We start from the raw sequence: 15,400 nt of genomic DNA, 5'->3' as shown, positions 1-15,400 counted from the left end.
TCATGACTTCCCCTTTCCATTTAGGTTGACTTCCGCAACGTCAATCTTGGTGCCTCGACACCGTCTCAGGACTGGGGAAGTCCCTTCGTATTCGCTGCGTAGAGCACACCATCGTCGCGGCCCGTCACCGCTGTGCTTCATCGGTCAGCACGACGTGCCGTCCTCGTCAGCACCGTCGCGGTTGCTTTGTCGACACGACGCGCCGTGTTCAGGGCCGAGGGTATCGGGTGGCCCCAGCAGCGAAATAAAGGAGGAGGTACGCGCCCTGCGCGGACCGGGGGACATTCGCGGAAGGGGCCACCCGGTGGCCTCGGCCCGCCCGCCACATCCCCAACCGCACCTGCACCCGCACCCGATCCCGATCCCGATCCCGAACCCGCACCCGATCCCGACCCCGAGCGCACCCACATGAACGCCAACCTGAAGATCCAGGGCCTGGGCGCCGGCTATGGCGGGTTCAACGTGATCCGCTCCATCGACCTGGACGTGACGCCCGGCCTCACCGTCATCCTCGGGCCCAACGGCGCCGGCAAGACCACCCTGCTCAAGGCCCTGGCCGGCCTGATCCCCCGCACCGGCACCGTGATGCTGGACGACATCTTGCTGCCCGTGCGCCAGACCGGCACGGCCGTGCGGCGCGGCATGGCGCTGGTGGCCGAGGGCCGGCAACTCTTCCCGCAAATGACCGTGACCGAGAACCTGGAGCTGGGCGGCTGGCTCACGCCCAAGGCCGAGCGCGCGCGGCGGGTGGAACAGGCGTTCGTCGAGTTCCCGCGGCTGCGCGAACGGGCACGCCAGCTGGCCGGCACCATGAGCGGCGGCGAGCAGCAGATGGTGGCTGTGGCCCGCGCCATGGTGAGCGGCCCGCGCCTGTTGATGCTGGACGAACCCTCGCTCGGCCTGGCGCCGCGCATGGTGGACGAGCTGCTGGCGATTGCCCGCCGCATCGCCGATGCCGGCACCACCGTGCTGATGGTCGAGCAGAACGTGAAGAAAGCGCTGGCCGTGGCCGACCGTGGCCATGTGCTGGAACGCGGCGTGATCGTCGCGAGCGGGCCGGCCGACGAACTGGCCCGGTCCGACGTGGTGCGCAACGCATACCTCGGCCCAGGTGCCGCCACTTGAACCATTCCTGAAGGAGAACCCCCTATGTCCGATATCTCGATGCTGATCCATGGCGAAGCCGTGCAGGCCGCCAGTGGCGCCATGTTCGAGCGCCGCAACCCGCTGGATGGCAGCGTGGCCACGCGCGCGCCGGCTGCCAGCCCGGCCGACGCCCTGCGCGCGGTCGAGGCTGCCGCCGCCGCGTTCACCACCTGGCGCCACACCGGCCCCGGCGCACGCCGCGCGCTGCTGCTCAAAGCCGCCGACGCGTTGGAGGCGAAGACGCCCGCATTCGTGGCCGCGCTGCCGCGCGAGACCGGCGCCACCCCCATGTGGGCCGGCTTCAACGTACACCTGGCGGCCGGCATGCTGCGCGAGGCTGCGGCGCTGACGACGCGGATCGCGGGCGAGATCATCCCCTCCGACGTGCCCGGCAGCCTGGCCATGGGCATGCGCCAGCCGGCCGGCGTGGTGCTGGGGATCGCGCCGTGGAACGCACCCGTGATTCTGGGCGTGCGCGCCATCGCCGCGCCGCTGGCCTGCGGCAACACCGTGGTGTTCAAGGGCTCGGAGTTGTGCCCCGAGACGCACCAGCGCATCGCCCAGGCCTTTGTCGACGCGGGCTTTCCACCCGGCGTCGTGAACTACGTGACCAACGCGCCGGCCGATGCCGCCGCCGTGGTCGAGGCCATGGTCGCGCACCCGGCGGTGCGGCGCGTGAACTTCACCGGCTCGACCAAGGTCGGCAAGCTGATCGCCGTGACCTGCGCGCAGCATCTCAAACCCGTGGTGCTGGAACTGGGCGGCAAAGCGCCACTCGTGGTGCTGGACGATGCCGACATCGACGCGGCCGTGAACGGCGCGGCCTTCGGCTGCTTCGCCAATTCGGGGCAGATCTGCATGAGCACCGAGCGCTTGATCGTGGACAACGCCATCGCCAACGTGTTCCTGGACCGATTCGTCGCCAAGGCGCGGATGCTGCCGCTGGGCGACCCGCGTGGGCCGGACCCGGTGGTGCTGGGCAGCGTGGCCAGTATGTCGACCGTGGAGCACTGCAACGCGCTGATCGACGACGCGCTGGCCAAGGGCGCCAAGCTGCTGTGCGGCGGCAAGGCCACCAGCACGCTGATGCCCGCGACCGTGCTGGACCATGTGCTGCCTTCCATGCGCATCTACGGCGAGGAGACGTTCGGCCCGGTCAAGTGCGTGGTGCGTGTGGACGGCGTGGAAGAAGCCATCGCCTGCGCCAACGACAACGCCTACGGCCTCTCGGCCGCCGTGTTCGGCAAGGACGCGGCCCGCGCGCTGGCGGTGGCGCAGCGCATCGAATCGGGCATCTGCCACGTCAACGGCCCCACCGTGCACGACGAGGCGCAGATGCCATTCGGCGGCGTCAAGGGCAGCGGCTGGGGCCGCTTCGGCGGCCAGGCCGGCGTGGCGGAGTTCACCGATCTGCGCTGGGTAACGCTGCAGATGGGCGAGCGGCACTACCCGTTTTGAGGGCGTGGGCGGAGCGGGGGCGGCTGGCGGCCCCCTGCTATGCCCGATAGCATGGCTGACCCCGTTGAGGGAGACCCAAAGCGTGACCAGCAAGAACACCGTCTGCAACTGGTATGACGGCGCCGCCGAGGCCGCCGCCACCTTCTACGCTGCCACCTTCCCCGACAGCGCCGTGCACGCCGTGCACCGCGCGCCGGGCGACTACCCAGATGGCCGGCAGGGCGACGTGCTGACGGTGGAGTTCACCGTGGCCGGCATCCCATGCCTGGGCCTGAACGGCGGGCCGCGCTTCAAGCACACCGAGGCCTTCTCGTTCCAGATCGCCACCGACGACCAGGCTGAGACCGACAGGCTGTGGAATGCCATCGTCGGCAACGGCGGCGAGGAAAGCGCCTGCGGCTGGTGCAAGGACCGCTGGGGCCTGTCGTGGCAGATCACGCCGCGCGCGCTGATCGAGGCCATCACCGACCCGGACCCGGCCGTCGCCAAGCGCGCGTTCGAGGCCATGATGACCATGGGCAAGATCGACATCGCGGCGATCGAGGCGGCGCGGCGCGGTTGAGACGGGTCAGCCCTCGCCGGGCGCCGCGTCGAAGATCCCCTGCAACCTGCCGACGACCATGCGCCTGCCGCGCACCGGCATGAATCGCGCGCGGCTTGCTACGGGCTTTTGAGCTCGGCAACCCAGCGCTCGGCGCCGGTCTTCTCGACCAGCTCCCACGCTTGTCCATACGCTGCAGAGGCGCCGGAGGTGTGGAACGTCTTGATCGACCGCAGATCCGCTGCGCGGCCGAGCTTCTGGTAGACGACCTGCATCAGCGCAAACAGATGGACGTGCGTTCGCGCCACCGGAAACTCGTCGAAGGTGGCCTTGTGTTCGATCAGCAGCGGCGTCGTCAGCGGCCGATGCGCAGCGACGTAGGTGTGCAGAAGCTCGTGGAACACAAGGGAGGCAAACAGCATATCGCCGGCTGGCTTGCCCTCAGTCGGCCCTTGAAGAAACCTCCGCATGCTGATGATCAATGGGCTGCTCATCGACGCCACGCTGCACAGCGTCAGCGTCGCGATCATCTCGCGGTGTGGGAAGGGCTTGCCGACCTCCTGCAGGGCCGTGCCGAGCAGCGCCTCCGATTCAGAACTCCAAACACCCTGGAACGCTGTGACGCGATCGTTCAGCTCGGCTTTCCATTCCGCCCTTATTTCCCAGTGCGGCCACTTTCTGGTGGCTTCATACCTGTACCTGGTCAGTTGCTCGCACTCGATGTCGAAGGGAAGCGGCCTGTACTGCAGCTTGACCACAGGCACGTCCTGCGCCCGTGCGGGGCCGGCCACGCCGGCCAGAACGACCAACGCACCGAAGGCGAGCGCCTTCACTGTGCCGGCCCATGATGGTTCGCGCATGACTGCCTCCGCCTCCGTTTGAATAGGGGCGCAACCGACAGGGCCGCCCATAACGCTCACCTTATCCGCCGCCACGCGCCGCGTCAGTCACCAAAAGTCATCTGCGACAGCTCTTGACACGACTGGCGCTGGCGTGCACCGGCGTCATCAGAAAGTGATGCGAGATCAGCAGCGCCACGTCAGTCGCCGTGCGTGCGCCGCGCCAGCATATCGTCCACCACCGGCACGACGGACATGAGCACGAGCAACGCCGCCAGCGGCACCGTGGCCAGATAACCCACATGCTTGAAGCCGAGCGCGCCCGTGACACCACCCAGCAGGAAAAACACGCACAGAAGCGCCAGCATCGACAGCCGCGCCCGATCGGCCACCACGCGGCCCTCCAGGTCGGGCGCTCCCCGGTTCCAGTAAATGGCACGGCCCAGCTCGATGCCCAGGTCGGTGATGACCCCGGTCAGGTGCGTGGTGCGCACGACCGCGCCCGAGATCTTGGTGATGACGGCGTTCTGCAAGCCCATCATGAAGCACAGGAGCATGACGGTGACCGGCACGAACAGCCCCTGGATCTGCGCCAACCTGGCCCCCAGCAGCCCGAAGGCCAGCAGCAGCGCGGCCTCGAGCATCAAAGGCAAGGCATAGCGGCTGCGCAACTGTCTGCGGCGGGCGAAGTTGATCATCACGGCGGAGGTCATGGCACCCAGCAGAAACGACAGCACGGCGCCGAGAGCGCTCAGCGCCAGCGTGACTTCACCCAGCGCGATGTGGTCGGCCATGGAGGACACCAACCCCGTCATGTGCGAGGTGTAGATCTTGACCGCGAGGAACGCACCCGCATTGGCCGCACCGGCGACGAAGGCCAGCCCGAAGCCGAGGTGGCGGTCGCTGCGCAGCGAGCGTTCCTGCGCGGTGAGGCTGCGGGCGTAAGCGATGGGCATGGGGAATCGTAGCGGCAGCGGGCCGTGGGTCTCGCTACGGAGCGCTGGCTGACCGGCAGCGGCAAGGCGTTGCCCCAAGCCGCCTCTCGGCGCCTCGCGAGGCCATCGTTCGTGTCGAAGAGCTTTACAACGTACGGAGTGTGCAACGAGCGAGGCTCGGCTTGCCGCCATTGGCTCGCCTCAGCGCGCCAAAACGATGACGCATCAGCGTACCGCCGCGCCCCGGTGTGACGACCCCAGCCGCTGCAAGGTGCGTTGGCACTGCCGCAGGCTCATGCGGATGCCGTAGTGCTCCGCCAGGTGCTGCTCCAACAGGCGGCCGGTCCACAGGGGCCCGCCCACACCGCAGGCGGCGGGCGTCTGCCGCAGTTCACAGCGCAGGCGCTGTTCGAAGTCATGGGGCAGGCGCGGCGGCCGGCCGTGTGAGCCGTGCCACTCCAAGCCCATCACGCCGTCGTCATTGAAGGCGCACACCCAGCGCTCCACCGACCTCGTTGTATCGCCAAACCAGATGGCCACCTGGTGGCAGGTGCAGCCCTGGCCGACGAGCAGTACGCAGTGCAGCTTGTGCAGCAGCAGTTGCTCGTGCCCGCCCTGGACCATGGCTTGAACAGCCCGAAGTGCAGCCTGCGGATTCTCCACAAGAAGTTTCTTCATATCCTTCACCCCTCCAATCGTCGCGGCCATCAAGGCATGCGACAGGCATTTTGTCGTTTGACGGACGGCGAGAAACTTGGTGTGGTTCATGCATGTGCGTCAGCCATGGGCACCCGTCTCATCAAGATATGGCCGCAAAGCAAAATTCTGGAAACGTCAACGAATGTTGAAATATATTCATCAAGTCAATGATGATGGTCACCCACTTGCTCACAACATGTCGCGCCAGTTTAAACCACACCGGAGAAAAGCATGAGACACCATCCAGGTTACTATTCTTCAAGTATTGTGCGCATCATCGTTGCTGCCCTGCTCTCAGTGCTGTCGGTCAGCGCCTTTTCCGGACCAATCCCCACTCAAGATGCGAAAGTATTGAACAGCTTCAAAATCAAGAACAACACCGACGGTCCAGTCGAAGACTACCATGTCAAAGTTGAACACGTGGGCCCCGGTAATCTGAACTTGAGAAAGGGAAAGTTCGCCAACCAAGTGATTGGAGCAAACAACGTCACAGGAAATGGCACGCCCGCCGTTAACATTGACATCGATGTCAATGTCGGTCGCGGATTAGAGCCCACCGTAAGTCTCGAATTTATTCAACAAAATAATGCTGTTCGCGTAACCGAATCTTATTGGACACGAAAGGACATCCAAGGAAACTCTGTGCGCGTACCTGCAAATTTGGGAGGTAACGCTGCCGTTCCCGGCTTCCAAGTTGTAGGGGATCCAGAATATACAATTTACAATGACTTCGATGATTCCATGGGAATTCGGGGCTTGCAGTTCCTGGTGAATTCGCCCGAACTTGATTTCGACAGTATTGACCCGGGCTCGATGGCAGGTTTCGGCGCCATGTTGGCAGACTTTGTTTTGGCCCCACACAGCTCATTGATGATTTTTGTGGCGGGAGCTTTGGATCCCGGAAATTTCTTGTACGCCCAGGGCACAATATTCGATGCAGGATTCACTTCGGAGACGGGATCATTCGTGCATGGTCACCAAAATCCCGTACCTGAGCCAGGCATATTGTTTCTCATCGGCATAGGAGCGATCGGCTTGCTAGGAGTTTATAGGCGGCGACCTGCATAGCGCACGCTCAGAGCGGTTGCACATGTCTCCTCCCCCCCGAATGGGATGCAGGGCAGTGCCTCAGCACACGCAAAGCGCCCTGTCGCGTACAGCGCCCCGCGTGCCTGCCTGGCGAGATCAGCTCGCCCGCCGCCGCGCCCACCCCAGCACGCCCAAGCCCAGCAGCAGCAGTGAGGCCACGCCTGGCTCAGGCACTTCGCCCACGTCCGGCGCCTGCAGCACAAAGGCCAGGTTGTCGGCATAGCCGTCGTTGTCGCCACCGCCGATGCGCTCCATCGACAGCCAGAACGCCAGCTGACTGGTGCCGACCGGCAGGAAGCCGTCGGCCTCGCGGTAGAACAGACCGGTCTGGTTGTTGCGGTCGCCTGGCATCACCGGGCCAATGGCCGCGCTGCCGATCTCGGTGCCGAACCCATCGAGAAACTGCACGTAGAACAGCGCGTTGTCGCCCTGGCTGCTCCAGCCGCCGAGCCAGCCGCTCAGCGAGAAATCGATGGACTGGGTCGTCGTCGCGCCGAAGTCCAGCGCCTGGTAGCCCACGGCGTACGCACCGGTTCCCGCGAACATCTTGCTGCCGCGCTCGGCCGGCCCCGGCTGCGTGGGCAGCACCCAGTTGCTGCCGTAGCTGACCGACTGCACGGGGTTGTAGGTGGAGTAGCCCGTCCAGCCGGCGACGCCGGCCTCGGCATCGCCGTTGACGACGAGGTTGCTGCCGTAGATGACGGCGGCCTGGCTGCTGCAGGCCACGGCCAGCAAGGCCGTGGCAAGAAAGTGTCGAACATTCATGGTCAAGATTCCGGTGTTCAGTTGATGCGGTATTGGTCCAGCTGGGCGGCGCCCTGCATGGCGGGGTCGCTGATGGACGGCAGGCCGTTCTCCAGATGGCCTGCGAAGCGGCGCAGCCATGTTTGTGCGCCGTTCACGCGCACGCTGAAGTCGTACCAGTTGCTGCTGACGGACAGCGGCAGGCGCACGGTGCTGCGCGAGCGCGCCACCACGCGCACCTCGGGCAGCGTGTTCGTGTAGTACTTGTTGGCCGTCACGTGGAAGGTGCAGGGCTGGCCGCCGTTGTTCACCAGGTCGACCACCAGTTCGCCCGATGCCCGTTCGGCGCGCAGCACGATCTCGGGCAGCGCCGCAGCACTGGCGCGGCGCACGTCGCCCGCAATGTGGCGGTGAAAGCCGTTCGGCCCCAGAACCCACAGGTCGTAGGCCGCAGCGGTGGCCCAGCGGCCCTGCAGCTGCTTGCCCGGCTCCACCGTGTAGCGCCGCGGCACCTGGTCCAGCGCCAGGCGGTCGTAGACATGGAACACCGCGCCCGCCTCGCCGGTGTTCTCGAACGTCAGCACCACCTGGCCACCGGCGTCGGGCACCTGGGCCTGCACCTGCAGGTCGTACGGCAGCGCGCGTGCGGGCCGCACGCCAGCGGCCTGCACCGGGGCGGCCAGGCTGGTCGGCGTTGCCGGCACCTTGGTGTCCACCAGCGTCAGCGCCCGCGCACGCCGCGCGGCCGTGGCCGGCAGCAGTTGCAGGAAGCCGTTGTCCTGCGGATTCACGAAGTCAAAGCACGACAGCAGGTTGCCGCACACCGCGCGGCGCCACGGGCTGATCAGCGGCTCCTGCACGCCGAAGCGGGCCTCGATGAAGCGCAGCACCGAGCTGTGGTCGGCCACCTGCGAATTGACCCATCCGCCCTTGGTCCAGGGCGAGACCACGTACATCGGCACGCGCGGGCCCAGGCCATAGGGGCGGTTGATCGTGCGCGGGTCCGCGCCGTTCAGCACGTGGTGGTATTCGCCCGTGGTGTCGACGGTCGATGCGCCGGCCAGCTGGGCCAGCGCCGGGTTGGCGTTGTAGGTCGTGTACGAGGGCACCGACGGCGGCGGCATGTGGTCGAAGAAGCCGTCGTTCTCATCGAAGTTGATCAGGAGCACGGTCTTGCTCCAGACCTCGGGGTTGGCGGTCAGTGCGTCCAGCACCCGCGCGGTGTAGTCGGCGCCCGATGCCGGGCTCGACGGGCCGGGGTGTTCCGAGCCTTCGGCGGTGGCCACGATCCAGCTGACCTGCGGCAGCCGGTTGGCCAGCACGTCGGCCTTCAGCAGATCCAGGTCGCGCGTGCTCACGCCGCGCTCGCGCAGTGCCTGCGAATAGCCGGGGCGCTGGTACCAGGCGTTGCGGAACGGGCGGAAGCCGGCCAGCGGGTTGTCGGTGAAGTTGTCCGCCATGTTCTGGTAGACCTGCCAGCTCACGCCGGCGGCCTGCAGGCGCTCCACATAGGTGGTCCAGCGGTAGTCGGTGTTCTGGTCGGGGTTGAAGCTGTCGCGGCTGTTGTCGGTCGACGGGCCGCCGGCCACGGACAGCGGGTCGTTGTGGCCGGTCCACAGAAACAGGCGGTTGGTGTTGGTGCCGGTCTGCGTGGCGCAGTGGTAGTGGTCGCACAGCGTGAAGGCGCGGGCCAGCGCGAACTGGAACGGCAGGTCGGCCTCGGCGTAGTAGCCCATCGAATGGTTCTGCTTGGCGGCGCACCAGTCGTTCATGCGGCCGTGGTCCCAGGCCAGTTGTGCGTCCGTCCACGAATGCGGCGTGCCGGCCACGCGCATCACCGGAAAGTCCTGCTCGGTGTTCAGGCGGAACGGCGCGATGGCGCGGCTCTGCGGCCAGTTGGGCCGGCCGGGCACCGGCGCACCGCCGACAGTCTGCTGCACGAACACCGACTTGCGGCTGAACAGGTTCTGCCGGTCCTTCACCGGCACCGGGAACGGATCGCCGAAGCCGCGCACGCCTTCCAGCGTGCCGAAGTAGTGGTCGAAGCTGCGGTTCTCCTGCGTCAGCACCACGATGTGCTCGACATCCTGCAAGCTGCGGGTGCGCTGGTTGGCGGGCAAGGCCAGCGCGCGCTGGATGGCCGGCGGGAAGGTGGCGAGCACGGCGCTGGCGCCGCCAGCGTGGGCCAGGGTCCGTAGAAAGTCGCGGCGGCTCATGGCTGCGCCTTGGCGCGTACAAGCGCAAAGTTGATCGTTGGCATGGGGATGGTCCTAGTCAATGAGGGGGGCGAACGAGGCGCAGGTCACGCCTCCGCGAGGCAATGTATGCACGGTCAATGAAGACTCGATGACGCGGCCAGCGCGTACCGCCCCGGTCCGAACTGGTCATGCGCCTGGCCGGTCTCGGGCGTGGCTGTCGCCCTGGCCTCCACGGCGGAGCAGATCGCCACAAGTGCCATCTCTGGCCCGCATCCGGCCGCCGACCGGATCCACCCGTCACTTCAATGACACGAAAACGTCACATCACCGACGCACCATCACACCCCTGGCCACCCTTGCCGTGTGCCCGGCCATGGATGGATAGCCGCACTCCAGAACGCATCTTTGAAACCCGCCTTTACGGCACCGACGCCTCGGGGCTGATCTGCGGCTACCGGTTTGCGCCCGACGGTGCGGGCACGGCGCGGCCGGTTGATTCGGACGAGGCGGCGGCCTGGCTGGCCAGCGCAGGCGACGAAGGGCCCGACGCATCTACCGGCTTCCTCTGGCTGCACTTCAACCTGGCCCACGCCGCCGCCGACCGCTGGCTGCGCCGCCACGCCGGCCTGACGGACACCTTCTTCGAGACCTTCAGCGAGGGCCTGCACTCCACCCGCATCGAGCGCGACGACGCGGCGCTGATCGCCGTCATCAACGACGTGCGGTTCGACTTCTCGTTCGAGTCCTCGGACATCGCCACGCTGTGGATCAGCGTCGACCGGCGCCTGGTCGTCACGGCGCGGCAGTCGGCGCTGCGCTCGGTGGACCAGCTGCGCACGGCCATCAAACGCGGCGAGCAGATCCGCTCCACCGTCGAGCTGCTGGAGCGGCTGCTGCGTGCGCAAGCCGACGTGCTGGTCGACGTGGTGCGCGGCGTCACCCAACGCGTGGACCAGATCGAAGACCAGCTGCTGGCCGGCAAGCTGGACCACAAGCGCACCCGCCTGGGCGGCCTGCGCCGGCTGCTGGTGCGGCTGCAGCGGCTGCTGGCGCCCGAGCCGGCGGCCCTCTTCCGCCTGCTGCAGACGCCGCCGGCCTGGATGGCGGCGCGCGATGTGGACGAGTTGCGCCAGTCGACCGAAGAATTCTCGGTCGCGCTGCGCGACATGGCGACGCTGCAGGAGCGCATCAAGCTGCTGCAGGAAGAGCTGGCCGCCGCCGTGAACGAGGGCACCAGCCGCAGCCTGTTCGTGCTGACCGTGGTCACCGTACTGGCGCTGCCGATCAACATCCTGGCCGGCCTGTTCGGCATGAACGTGGGCGGCATCCCGCTGGCAGAGAACGGGCATGGCTTCTGGATCCTCGTCAGCGTGGTGATCGCCTTCACGGCCGTCGCTGGCTGGCTTGCGTTTCGTGGACGTCGCGACCGCTGACACCGTTCTGCCCGCCCGCGTGCGAGCATTACGACATTGCTGGAAACCAACACCGCCATGGAAATCGAATTCAAGTTCTGCATCCCCGCCGACGCGCTGGAGGCCACCGAGGCCGCCCTGCGCAGCGCCCCCTGCACGCGCACGCACCTGCAAGCGCGCTATTTCGACACGGCCGATGGCGCGCTGGCCGCACGCGGCGTGGCACTGCGCCTGCGCAAAGAGGGCGCGACCTGGGTGCAGACCTGCAAGGCCCTGGGCGATGGCCCGCTGCACCGGTTGGAGCACAACGTCGACCTGGGCCCTGGCCGCAAAGGCGCCGTGCCCACTGCCCTGGTCGCGCGGCACGACGGCACGCCCGTGGGCGAGCGGCTGCAGCAGGTGCTGGGGCCGCAGCCGGCGCCGCTGGTGGAGGTCTATGGCACCGACATCTGGCGCATCGTGCGCACTGAACAGTTCGCCGGCAGCAGCATCGAGCTGGCGCTGGACCAGGGCCGCGTGCTGGCCCCTTCGGCCGATGACGGCGCGCCGCGCAGTGCCCAGGTGTGTGAGCTGGAACTGGAGCTGGTCGAAGGTGACGTGCGCGACCTGACCACGCTGGCCCGGTTGTGGGCCGAGCGGCATGGGCTGTGGTTCAGCACCGTCACCAAGGCCGAGCGCGGGCTGCGCCTGGCGCACGGCCAGTCCACACGGGCGGCGGTGAAGGCGACGGCGCCGCAGTTTGCGCTTGGCGATGGCTTCCCCGACGGCCCGACGATCCAGCGCGCCGTGGTGGCCGCCTGCCTGGCGCAGATCCTGCCGAACGCAACCGAGGTCGCCGCCGGCAGCGATGACACCGCCCAGGTGCACCAGCTGCGCGTGGGCCTGCGCCGGCTGCGCACCGCCCTGCGCGAGCTGGCCCCGCTGGGCGAGGGGATGTGCGAAGCCTGGGAAGAGCCCTTGGTGCGCGTGTTCCGCGCGCTGGGCGAGCGGCGCGATCAGCAGGTGGTGCGGCAGACGGTGCAGCCCCGGCTGCACGCCGCGGGCGCGCCTGCATTCGACTGGCCGGCCGAGCCTGCGGGCGGCGCCACACCGGGCGACGCAGTGCGCGCGGCGGACTTCCAGTCCGCGCTGGTCGGGCTGATCGGCTTTGCCGCGGCACCGGCGGCGGATGGGGCTTCGCCCAAGCAGGCGCGCAAGCTGCTGCGCGCGCGGCTGGACAAGCTGCACAAGCAATTGCGCCAGGGCGCGCAGGCGTTCGAAGTGATGGCGCCCGAGGGGCAGCACCAGGTGCGCAAGCGTCTGAAGCGACTGCGCTACCTGGCCGAATTCGTCGGCGTGTGCTTTGACGCCAAGGGCGCGGCGCGGCATGCGCGCCGGCTGGAGCCGGCCCAGGATGCCATGGGCACGTTCATGGATGAGCTGACGGCCGAGCAGGTTTATCGCGCCATGGCGCCACAGGAGCCGCAGGCCTGGTTCGCAGTGGGCTGGCTATTGGCCCGCCACTCGGAATCGGCCGGGATGGCCGGCGCTGCGCTGCGCGAGGCAGCGCAGCAGGCCAACCGGTTCTGGAAATAGCGCCGCGCCCGAACGGGCCGGCGCGCCCGCCTCAGGCGGCCCGGGACGCGGGCGCTTCGGCCGCGCTGGGTTGTTGCGCGACGGGTGCCGAGGGCTGGCTCAGCGCGCTGGCCTGCACGGCGAAGTCGTACAGCTTGGCCTTGCCGGCGTAGTAGCGGTCCAGGCGCCATTCCTTGACGATCTGCACGGCCAGGTCGAAACGTTCCAGATCCAGTGCGTACAGGCGTTCCAGATGGAAGGGCTCGCGCGATTCGAGCGAGAGGACCAGATCGGCCAAGGTCTTGGCGGAATCCTTGTAAGGGTCCTTGGCGATGAGCTTTTTGGCTTCTTTGATGGCGTTCAAAAGGGAGTCCTTGCGTTGAGGTGCTATCGGAAACCCGCATTTGACACTGCGAAGAGCCCGTTTTTGTGACATTTTTGTGACTGGCGGGCGAACCATTGACACATCAGCACCAGATCGGTGCCGCCGCGCCCCGCAAGGGACGCACATCGTTACCTATGCAGGCGGTTAGGCCAACGCCGGCTCGGGCGGCACCGACGGCCTGCAGCCGGATGTGGCCAGAACCTGGGCGATGGTCTCGGGCAGTTCGAAGATGGCCCGGTTGTGCACCTGCGCCACACGCGCGCGAAAGGCCGGCAGCGCCTCGCACAGCGTGCGCACGGCCGGCGCCACCTCGCCAAACCCGGGCAGCACCAAGCCCAGGCCCTGCTCGGCCAGCCACTGGGTGTTGTAGCGCTCCTGCGGCATCGTGAACGCATTGCGCACGGTGATGGCCGGCAGGCCCATGTGCACGGCCTCGCTCAGGCTGCCGGGGCCGGGCTTTCCGATGAAGAAATCGCCCAGTGCGAGATAGCGCCGCACCTCGCGCGTGAAGCCCACCACCACGCGCGGCGCCGCCGCCGGCCGCTTGCGCAGGCGGGCCGCCAGCTTGGCATGGTGGCCGCACAGCAGGATGAGCGGCGTGTCGGGCAGCTCACGGGCGATGCTGTCCATGGTCATCGAACCGGCGCCGCCGAACATCACCACGCCCACCGGTTGGTCGGCCGGCAGGCCCAAGGCGGCACGCTCGGCCGCGCGGTCCAGCGCCAGCGGGGCGTAGAAATCGGGGTGGATCAGCATGCCCGACAGCGCGTGCAGCCGCGTGGTGTCGTGCCCCGCGGCGCGCGCCTGGGCCAGAGCCTTGGGCGTGCCGCAGACCAGGTGCTGGGCCACGCCGGGCTCACGCCAGAAGCGCGGCGGGTGGTCGGCCATGTCGGTCATCACCGTCATGAAGGGCACGCCCGGGCGCGCCTGCGCCAGGCTTTCGCCCAGTGCGCGGTTGAAGTTGGGGATGAGCGAGATGACGATGTCTGGCGCGCTGCGCTGCCAGTGCCCCGCCAGCCGCTGCACCAGCGTGCCGTGGGCCATGCGGATCAGGCCTTGCAGCAGCTTGAGTTCTTGCGCGAGACCCAGTGTCCAGCCGCGCGCCAGGCGCTTGTTGTAAAGGTCTTCGGGCGCCATGCCGGTGGTGCGCTGGAACAGCGCCTGCGGGTCCACGATGTCGACCAGGTTCACCAGGCGCAGATCCCAGGGGCGCTGCTGCTGCGCGCACACGGCCTGCAGCGCCAGCGCCGCGGCGCGGTGGCCGCCGCCGGCGTTGAAGTAGACGAGGTCGATGCGGGTCATCGCCACATGGTGGTGCCGGCCTGCGACACCTGTGTGTCAGTGGCGTGTCGTTGGCGTGGCAGTGCTGGTGTTCATCCCCGACCGCTCGCGGTCGTGCCGATGCGACAACGCCGAACCTGCGGCCTACCCCGTCACCGCCAATGGCGCCGGCCGAGCGCGGGCCCCATTTCACGCTGCATGGCCCGCCACACGCGCTCAAGGCCGGCGCACATCCAGGGCTCGCCGTCTCTGGACACCCGCCACTGCCTCACGTCTCTTGGATTGGGTTCGAAGTGCAAGGACCAGGTGATGCCGCCGCAGGAGAAACTCCAGTCGAACGGTTGGCGACGGTCTTCGCGGTCATCGAGTGGCCGCGTGGGGTTGGCTTCAGAGACACGGCTTCGCCGCTGCTCGGCACGCGCATCGCGTTCAGAACGGGTTGCAGTGCGATAGGGGCGCATGCTCAAATGTTAGGCGGAAATCGTTAACAATCCACCGATAACACGTTAGCCCTCAATGAGAATTCTCGCTCCGAAACTTTTGCACCAACTCACAGAGGCCGATTTTGCGGCCTATCCTGTGTGGGCTAGTTACGACGATCTCGAAGAGATGGAGCTACTGGAGGGACTCGGGTTTGAAGCAACTCAAGTGATGTCTGCCTTCGAAAGGCTGGCCACTCCCGAGGAGAAAGTCTTCCCCTTGCCGAGTCAAGCGGCTTCACTGCCTTTTCGGTACCTTTGGCTGTCTGCCGTAGTCTCGCTACCAAGTGGCACAGAGCTTGTTGGTTACAGAACATCTGCGTGCCTCGGCATCTACCACCATGGCACTCTCTACCTCTTCAACAAGGCCATTCCTGATCTGTCGCAGGACAATGCCGAAAGGCTGGCTAGTTACTTGGGAGAGCCGGCTATCTTTCCAGCTCACGTCTACTGCCCCGCGACGTCAAAAGTCGAGACGTTCTCGCTTTGATGGCGAGGGCTAACAATTCATTCAAGCCGGAACGAACCTTGTTTTACTTTCGTGGACACTCCAACCTAACCGAAGGAGTGATCAATGGGAATGCCCGGTCCAAGAATGGTCGGCCGTTATGGGATTGAATTCAAGCTGACGGCAGTCAAG

The 15,400-nt window shown here is 67.0% G+C and carries 14 protein-coding genes; 7 read left to right on the top strand and 7 right to left on the bottom strand.

The window, feature by feature from the left end; genetic code table 11:
• Positions 1 to 408: 408 nt before the first annotated feature.
• The 3 genes from AC099J_RS31150 to AC099J_RS31140 all read left to right on the top strand — a co-directional run bounded on the left by AC099J_RS31150 (position 409) and on the right by AC099J_RS31140 (position 3,166).
• Positions 409 to 1,125, top strand: a complete 717-nt coding sequence (locus tag AC099J_RS31150) for an ABC transporter ATP-binding protein (protein WP_479619192.1) — start codon at positions 409 to 411, stop codon at positions 1,123 to 1,125.
• Between the two features lie 24 nt (positions 1,126 to 1,149).
• Entirely contained in the window at positions 1,150 to 2,604 is a 1,455-nt protein-coding gene (locus AC099J_RS31145) for an aldehyde dehydrogenase (RefSeq protein WP_479619191.1), read from the top strand.
• Between the two features lie 82 nt (positions 2,605 to 2,686).
• On the top strand, positions 2,687 to 3,166 hold the full coding sequence (locus tag AC099J_RS31140) for a VOC family protein (RefSeq protein WP_479619190.1): 480 nt from the start codon (positions 2,687 to 2,689) through the stop codon (positions 3,164 to 3,166).
• A gap of 98 nt (positions 3,167 to 3,264) precedes the next feature.
• On the opposite strand, the gene AC099J_RS31135 is transcribed toward AC099J_RS31140, so the two are convergent.
• The 3 genes from AC099J_RS31135 to AC099J_RS31125 form a co-directional block, all read right to left on the bottom strand.
• Entirely contained in the window at positions 3,265 to 3,978 is a 714-nt protein-coding gene (locus AC099J_RS31135; RefSeq protein WP_479619189.1) for a hypothetical protein, read from the bottom strand.
• Between the two features lie 206 nt (positions 3,979 to 4,184).
• Positions 4,185 to 4,940, bottom strand: a complete 756-nt coding sequence (locus tag AC099J_RS31130; RefSeq protein WP_479619188.1) for a YoaK family protein — start codon at positions 4,938 to 4,940, stop codon at positions 4,185 to 4,187.
• 204 nt (positions 4,941 to 5,144) lie between these two features.
• Positions 5,145 to 5,687 (bottom strand): helix-turn-helix domain-containing protein, encoded by a 543-nt coding sequence (locus tag AC099J_RS31125; RefSeq protein ID WP_479619187.1) that lies wholly within the window; start codon positions 5,685 to 5,687, stop codon positions 5,145 to 5,147.
• A 162-nt stretch (positions 5,688 to 5,849) separates the two neighbouring features.
• On the opposite strand from AC099J_RS31125, the gene AC099J_RS31120 reads away from it, so the two are divergent.
• Positions 5,850 to 6,686 carry a PEP-CTERM sorting domain-containing protein gene (locus AC099J_RS31120; RefSeq protein WP_479619186.1) on the top strand — a complete coding sequence of 279 codons (837 nt, stop codon included), beginning with the start codon at positions 5,850 to 5,852 and terminating at the stop codon, positions 6,684 to 6,686.
• Positions 6,687 to 6,803: 117 nt separating this feature from the next.
• Here AC099J_RS31120 and AC099J_RS31115 read toward each other — a convergent pair whose 3' ends face one another.
• Positions 6,804 to 7,472, bottom strand: a complete 669-nt coding sequence (locus AC099J_RS31115; protein ID WP_479619185.1) for a PEP-CTERM sorting domain-containing protein — start codon at positions 7,470 to 7,472, stop codon at positions 6,804 to 6,806.
• A gap of 17 nt (positions 7,473 to 7,489) precedes the next feature.
• Positions 7,490 to 9,667, bottom strand: coding sequence for a phosphocholine-specific phospholipase C (locus tag AC099J_RS31110; RefSeq protein WP_479619184.1), 2,178 nt, complete (start codon positions 9,665 to 9,667; stop codon positions 7,490 to 7,492).
• 359 nt (positions 9,668 to 10,026) lie between these two features.
• Between AC099J_RS31110 and AC099J_RS31105 the strand changes: the two genes are divergently transcribed.
• Positions 10,027 to 11,082: a transporter gene (locus tag AC099J_RS31105; protein ID WP_479619183.1), complete on the top strand. Its 1,056-nt coding sequence runs from the start codon at positions 10,027 to 10,029 to the stop codon at positions 11,080 to 11,082.
• 57 nt (positions 11,083 to 11,139) lie between these two features.
• Positions 11,140 to 12,636: a CYTH and CHAD domain-containing protein gene (locus tag AC099J_RS31100; protein ID WP_479619182.1), complete on the top strand. Its 1,497-nt coding sequence runs from the start codon at positions 11,140 to 11,142 to the stop codon at positions 12,634 to 12,636.
• Between the two features lie 31 nt (positions 12,637 to 12,667).
• Here the strand turns inward: AC099J_RS31100 and AC099J_RS31095 are convergent, their stop codons facing one another.
• Complete coding sequence (locus AC099J_RS31095) at positions 12,668 to 12,979, bottom strand: hypothetical protein (RefSeq protein WP_479619181.1); 312 nt, start codon at positions 12,977 to 12,979, stop codon at positions 12,668 to 12,670.
• Positions 12,980 to 13,144: 165 nt separating this feature from the next.
• Positions 13,145 to 14,302: a glycosyltransferase family protein gene (locus tag AC099J_RS31090; protein WP_479619180.1), complete on the bottom strand. Its 1,158-nt coding sequence runs from the start codon at positions 14,300 to 14,302 to the stop codon at positions 13,145 to 13,147.
• 495 nt (positions 14,303 to 14,797) lie between these two features.
• Between AC099J_RS31090 and AC099J_RS31085 the strand changes: the two genes are divergently transcribed.
• On the top strand, positions 14,798 to 15,250 hold the full coding sequence (locus AC099J_RS31085; protein ID WP_479619179.1) for a hypothetical protein: 453 nt from the start codon (positions 14,798 to 14,800) through the stop codon (positions 15,248 to 15,250).
• Positions 15,251 to 15,400: the final 150 nt, after the last annotated feature.

The sequence above is a fragment of the Rhodoferax sp. RT4P68 genome (assembly GCF_056521305.1).
Note: the sequence above shows the minus strand (reverse complement) of the source record. Positions and strands in the feature narration are given on the sequence as shown.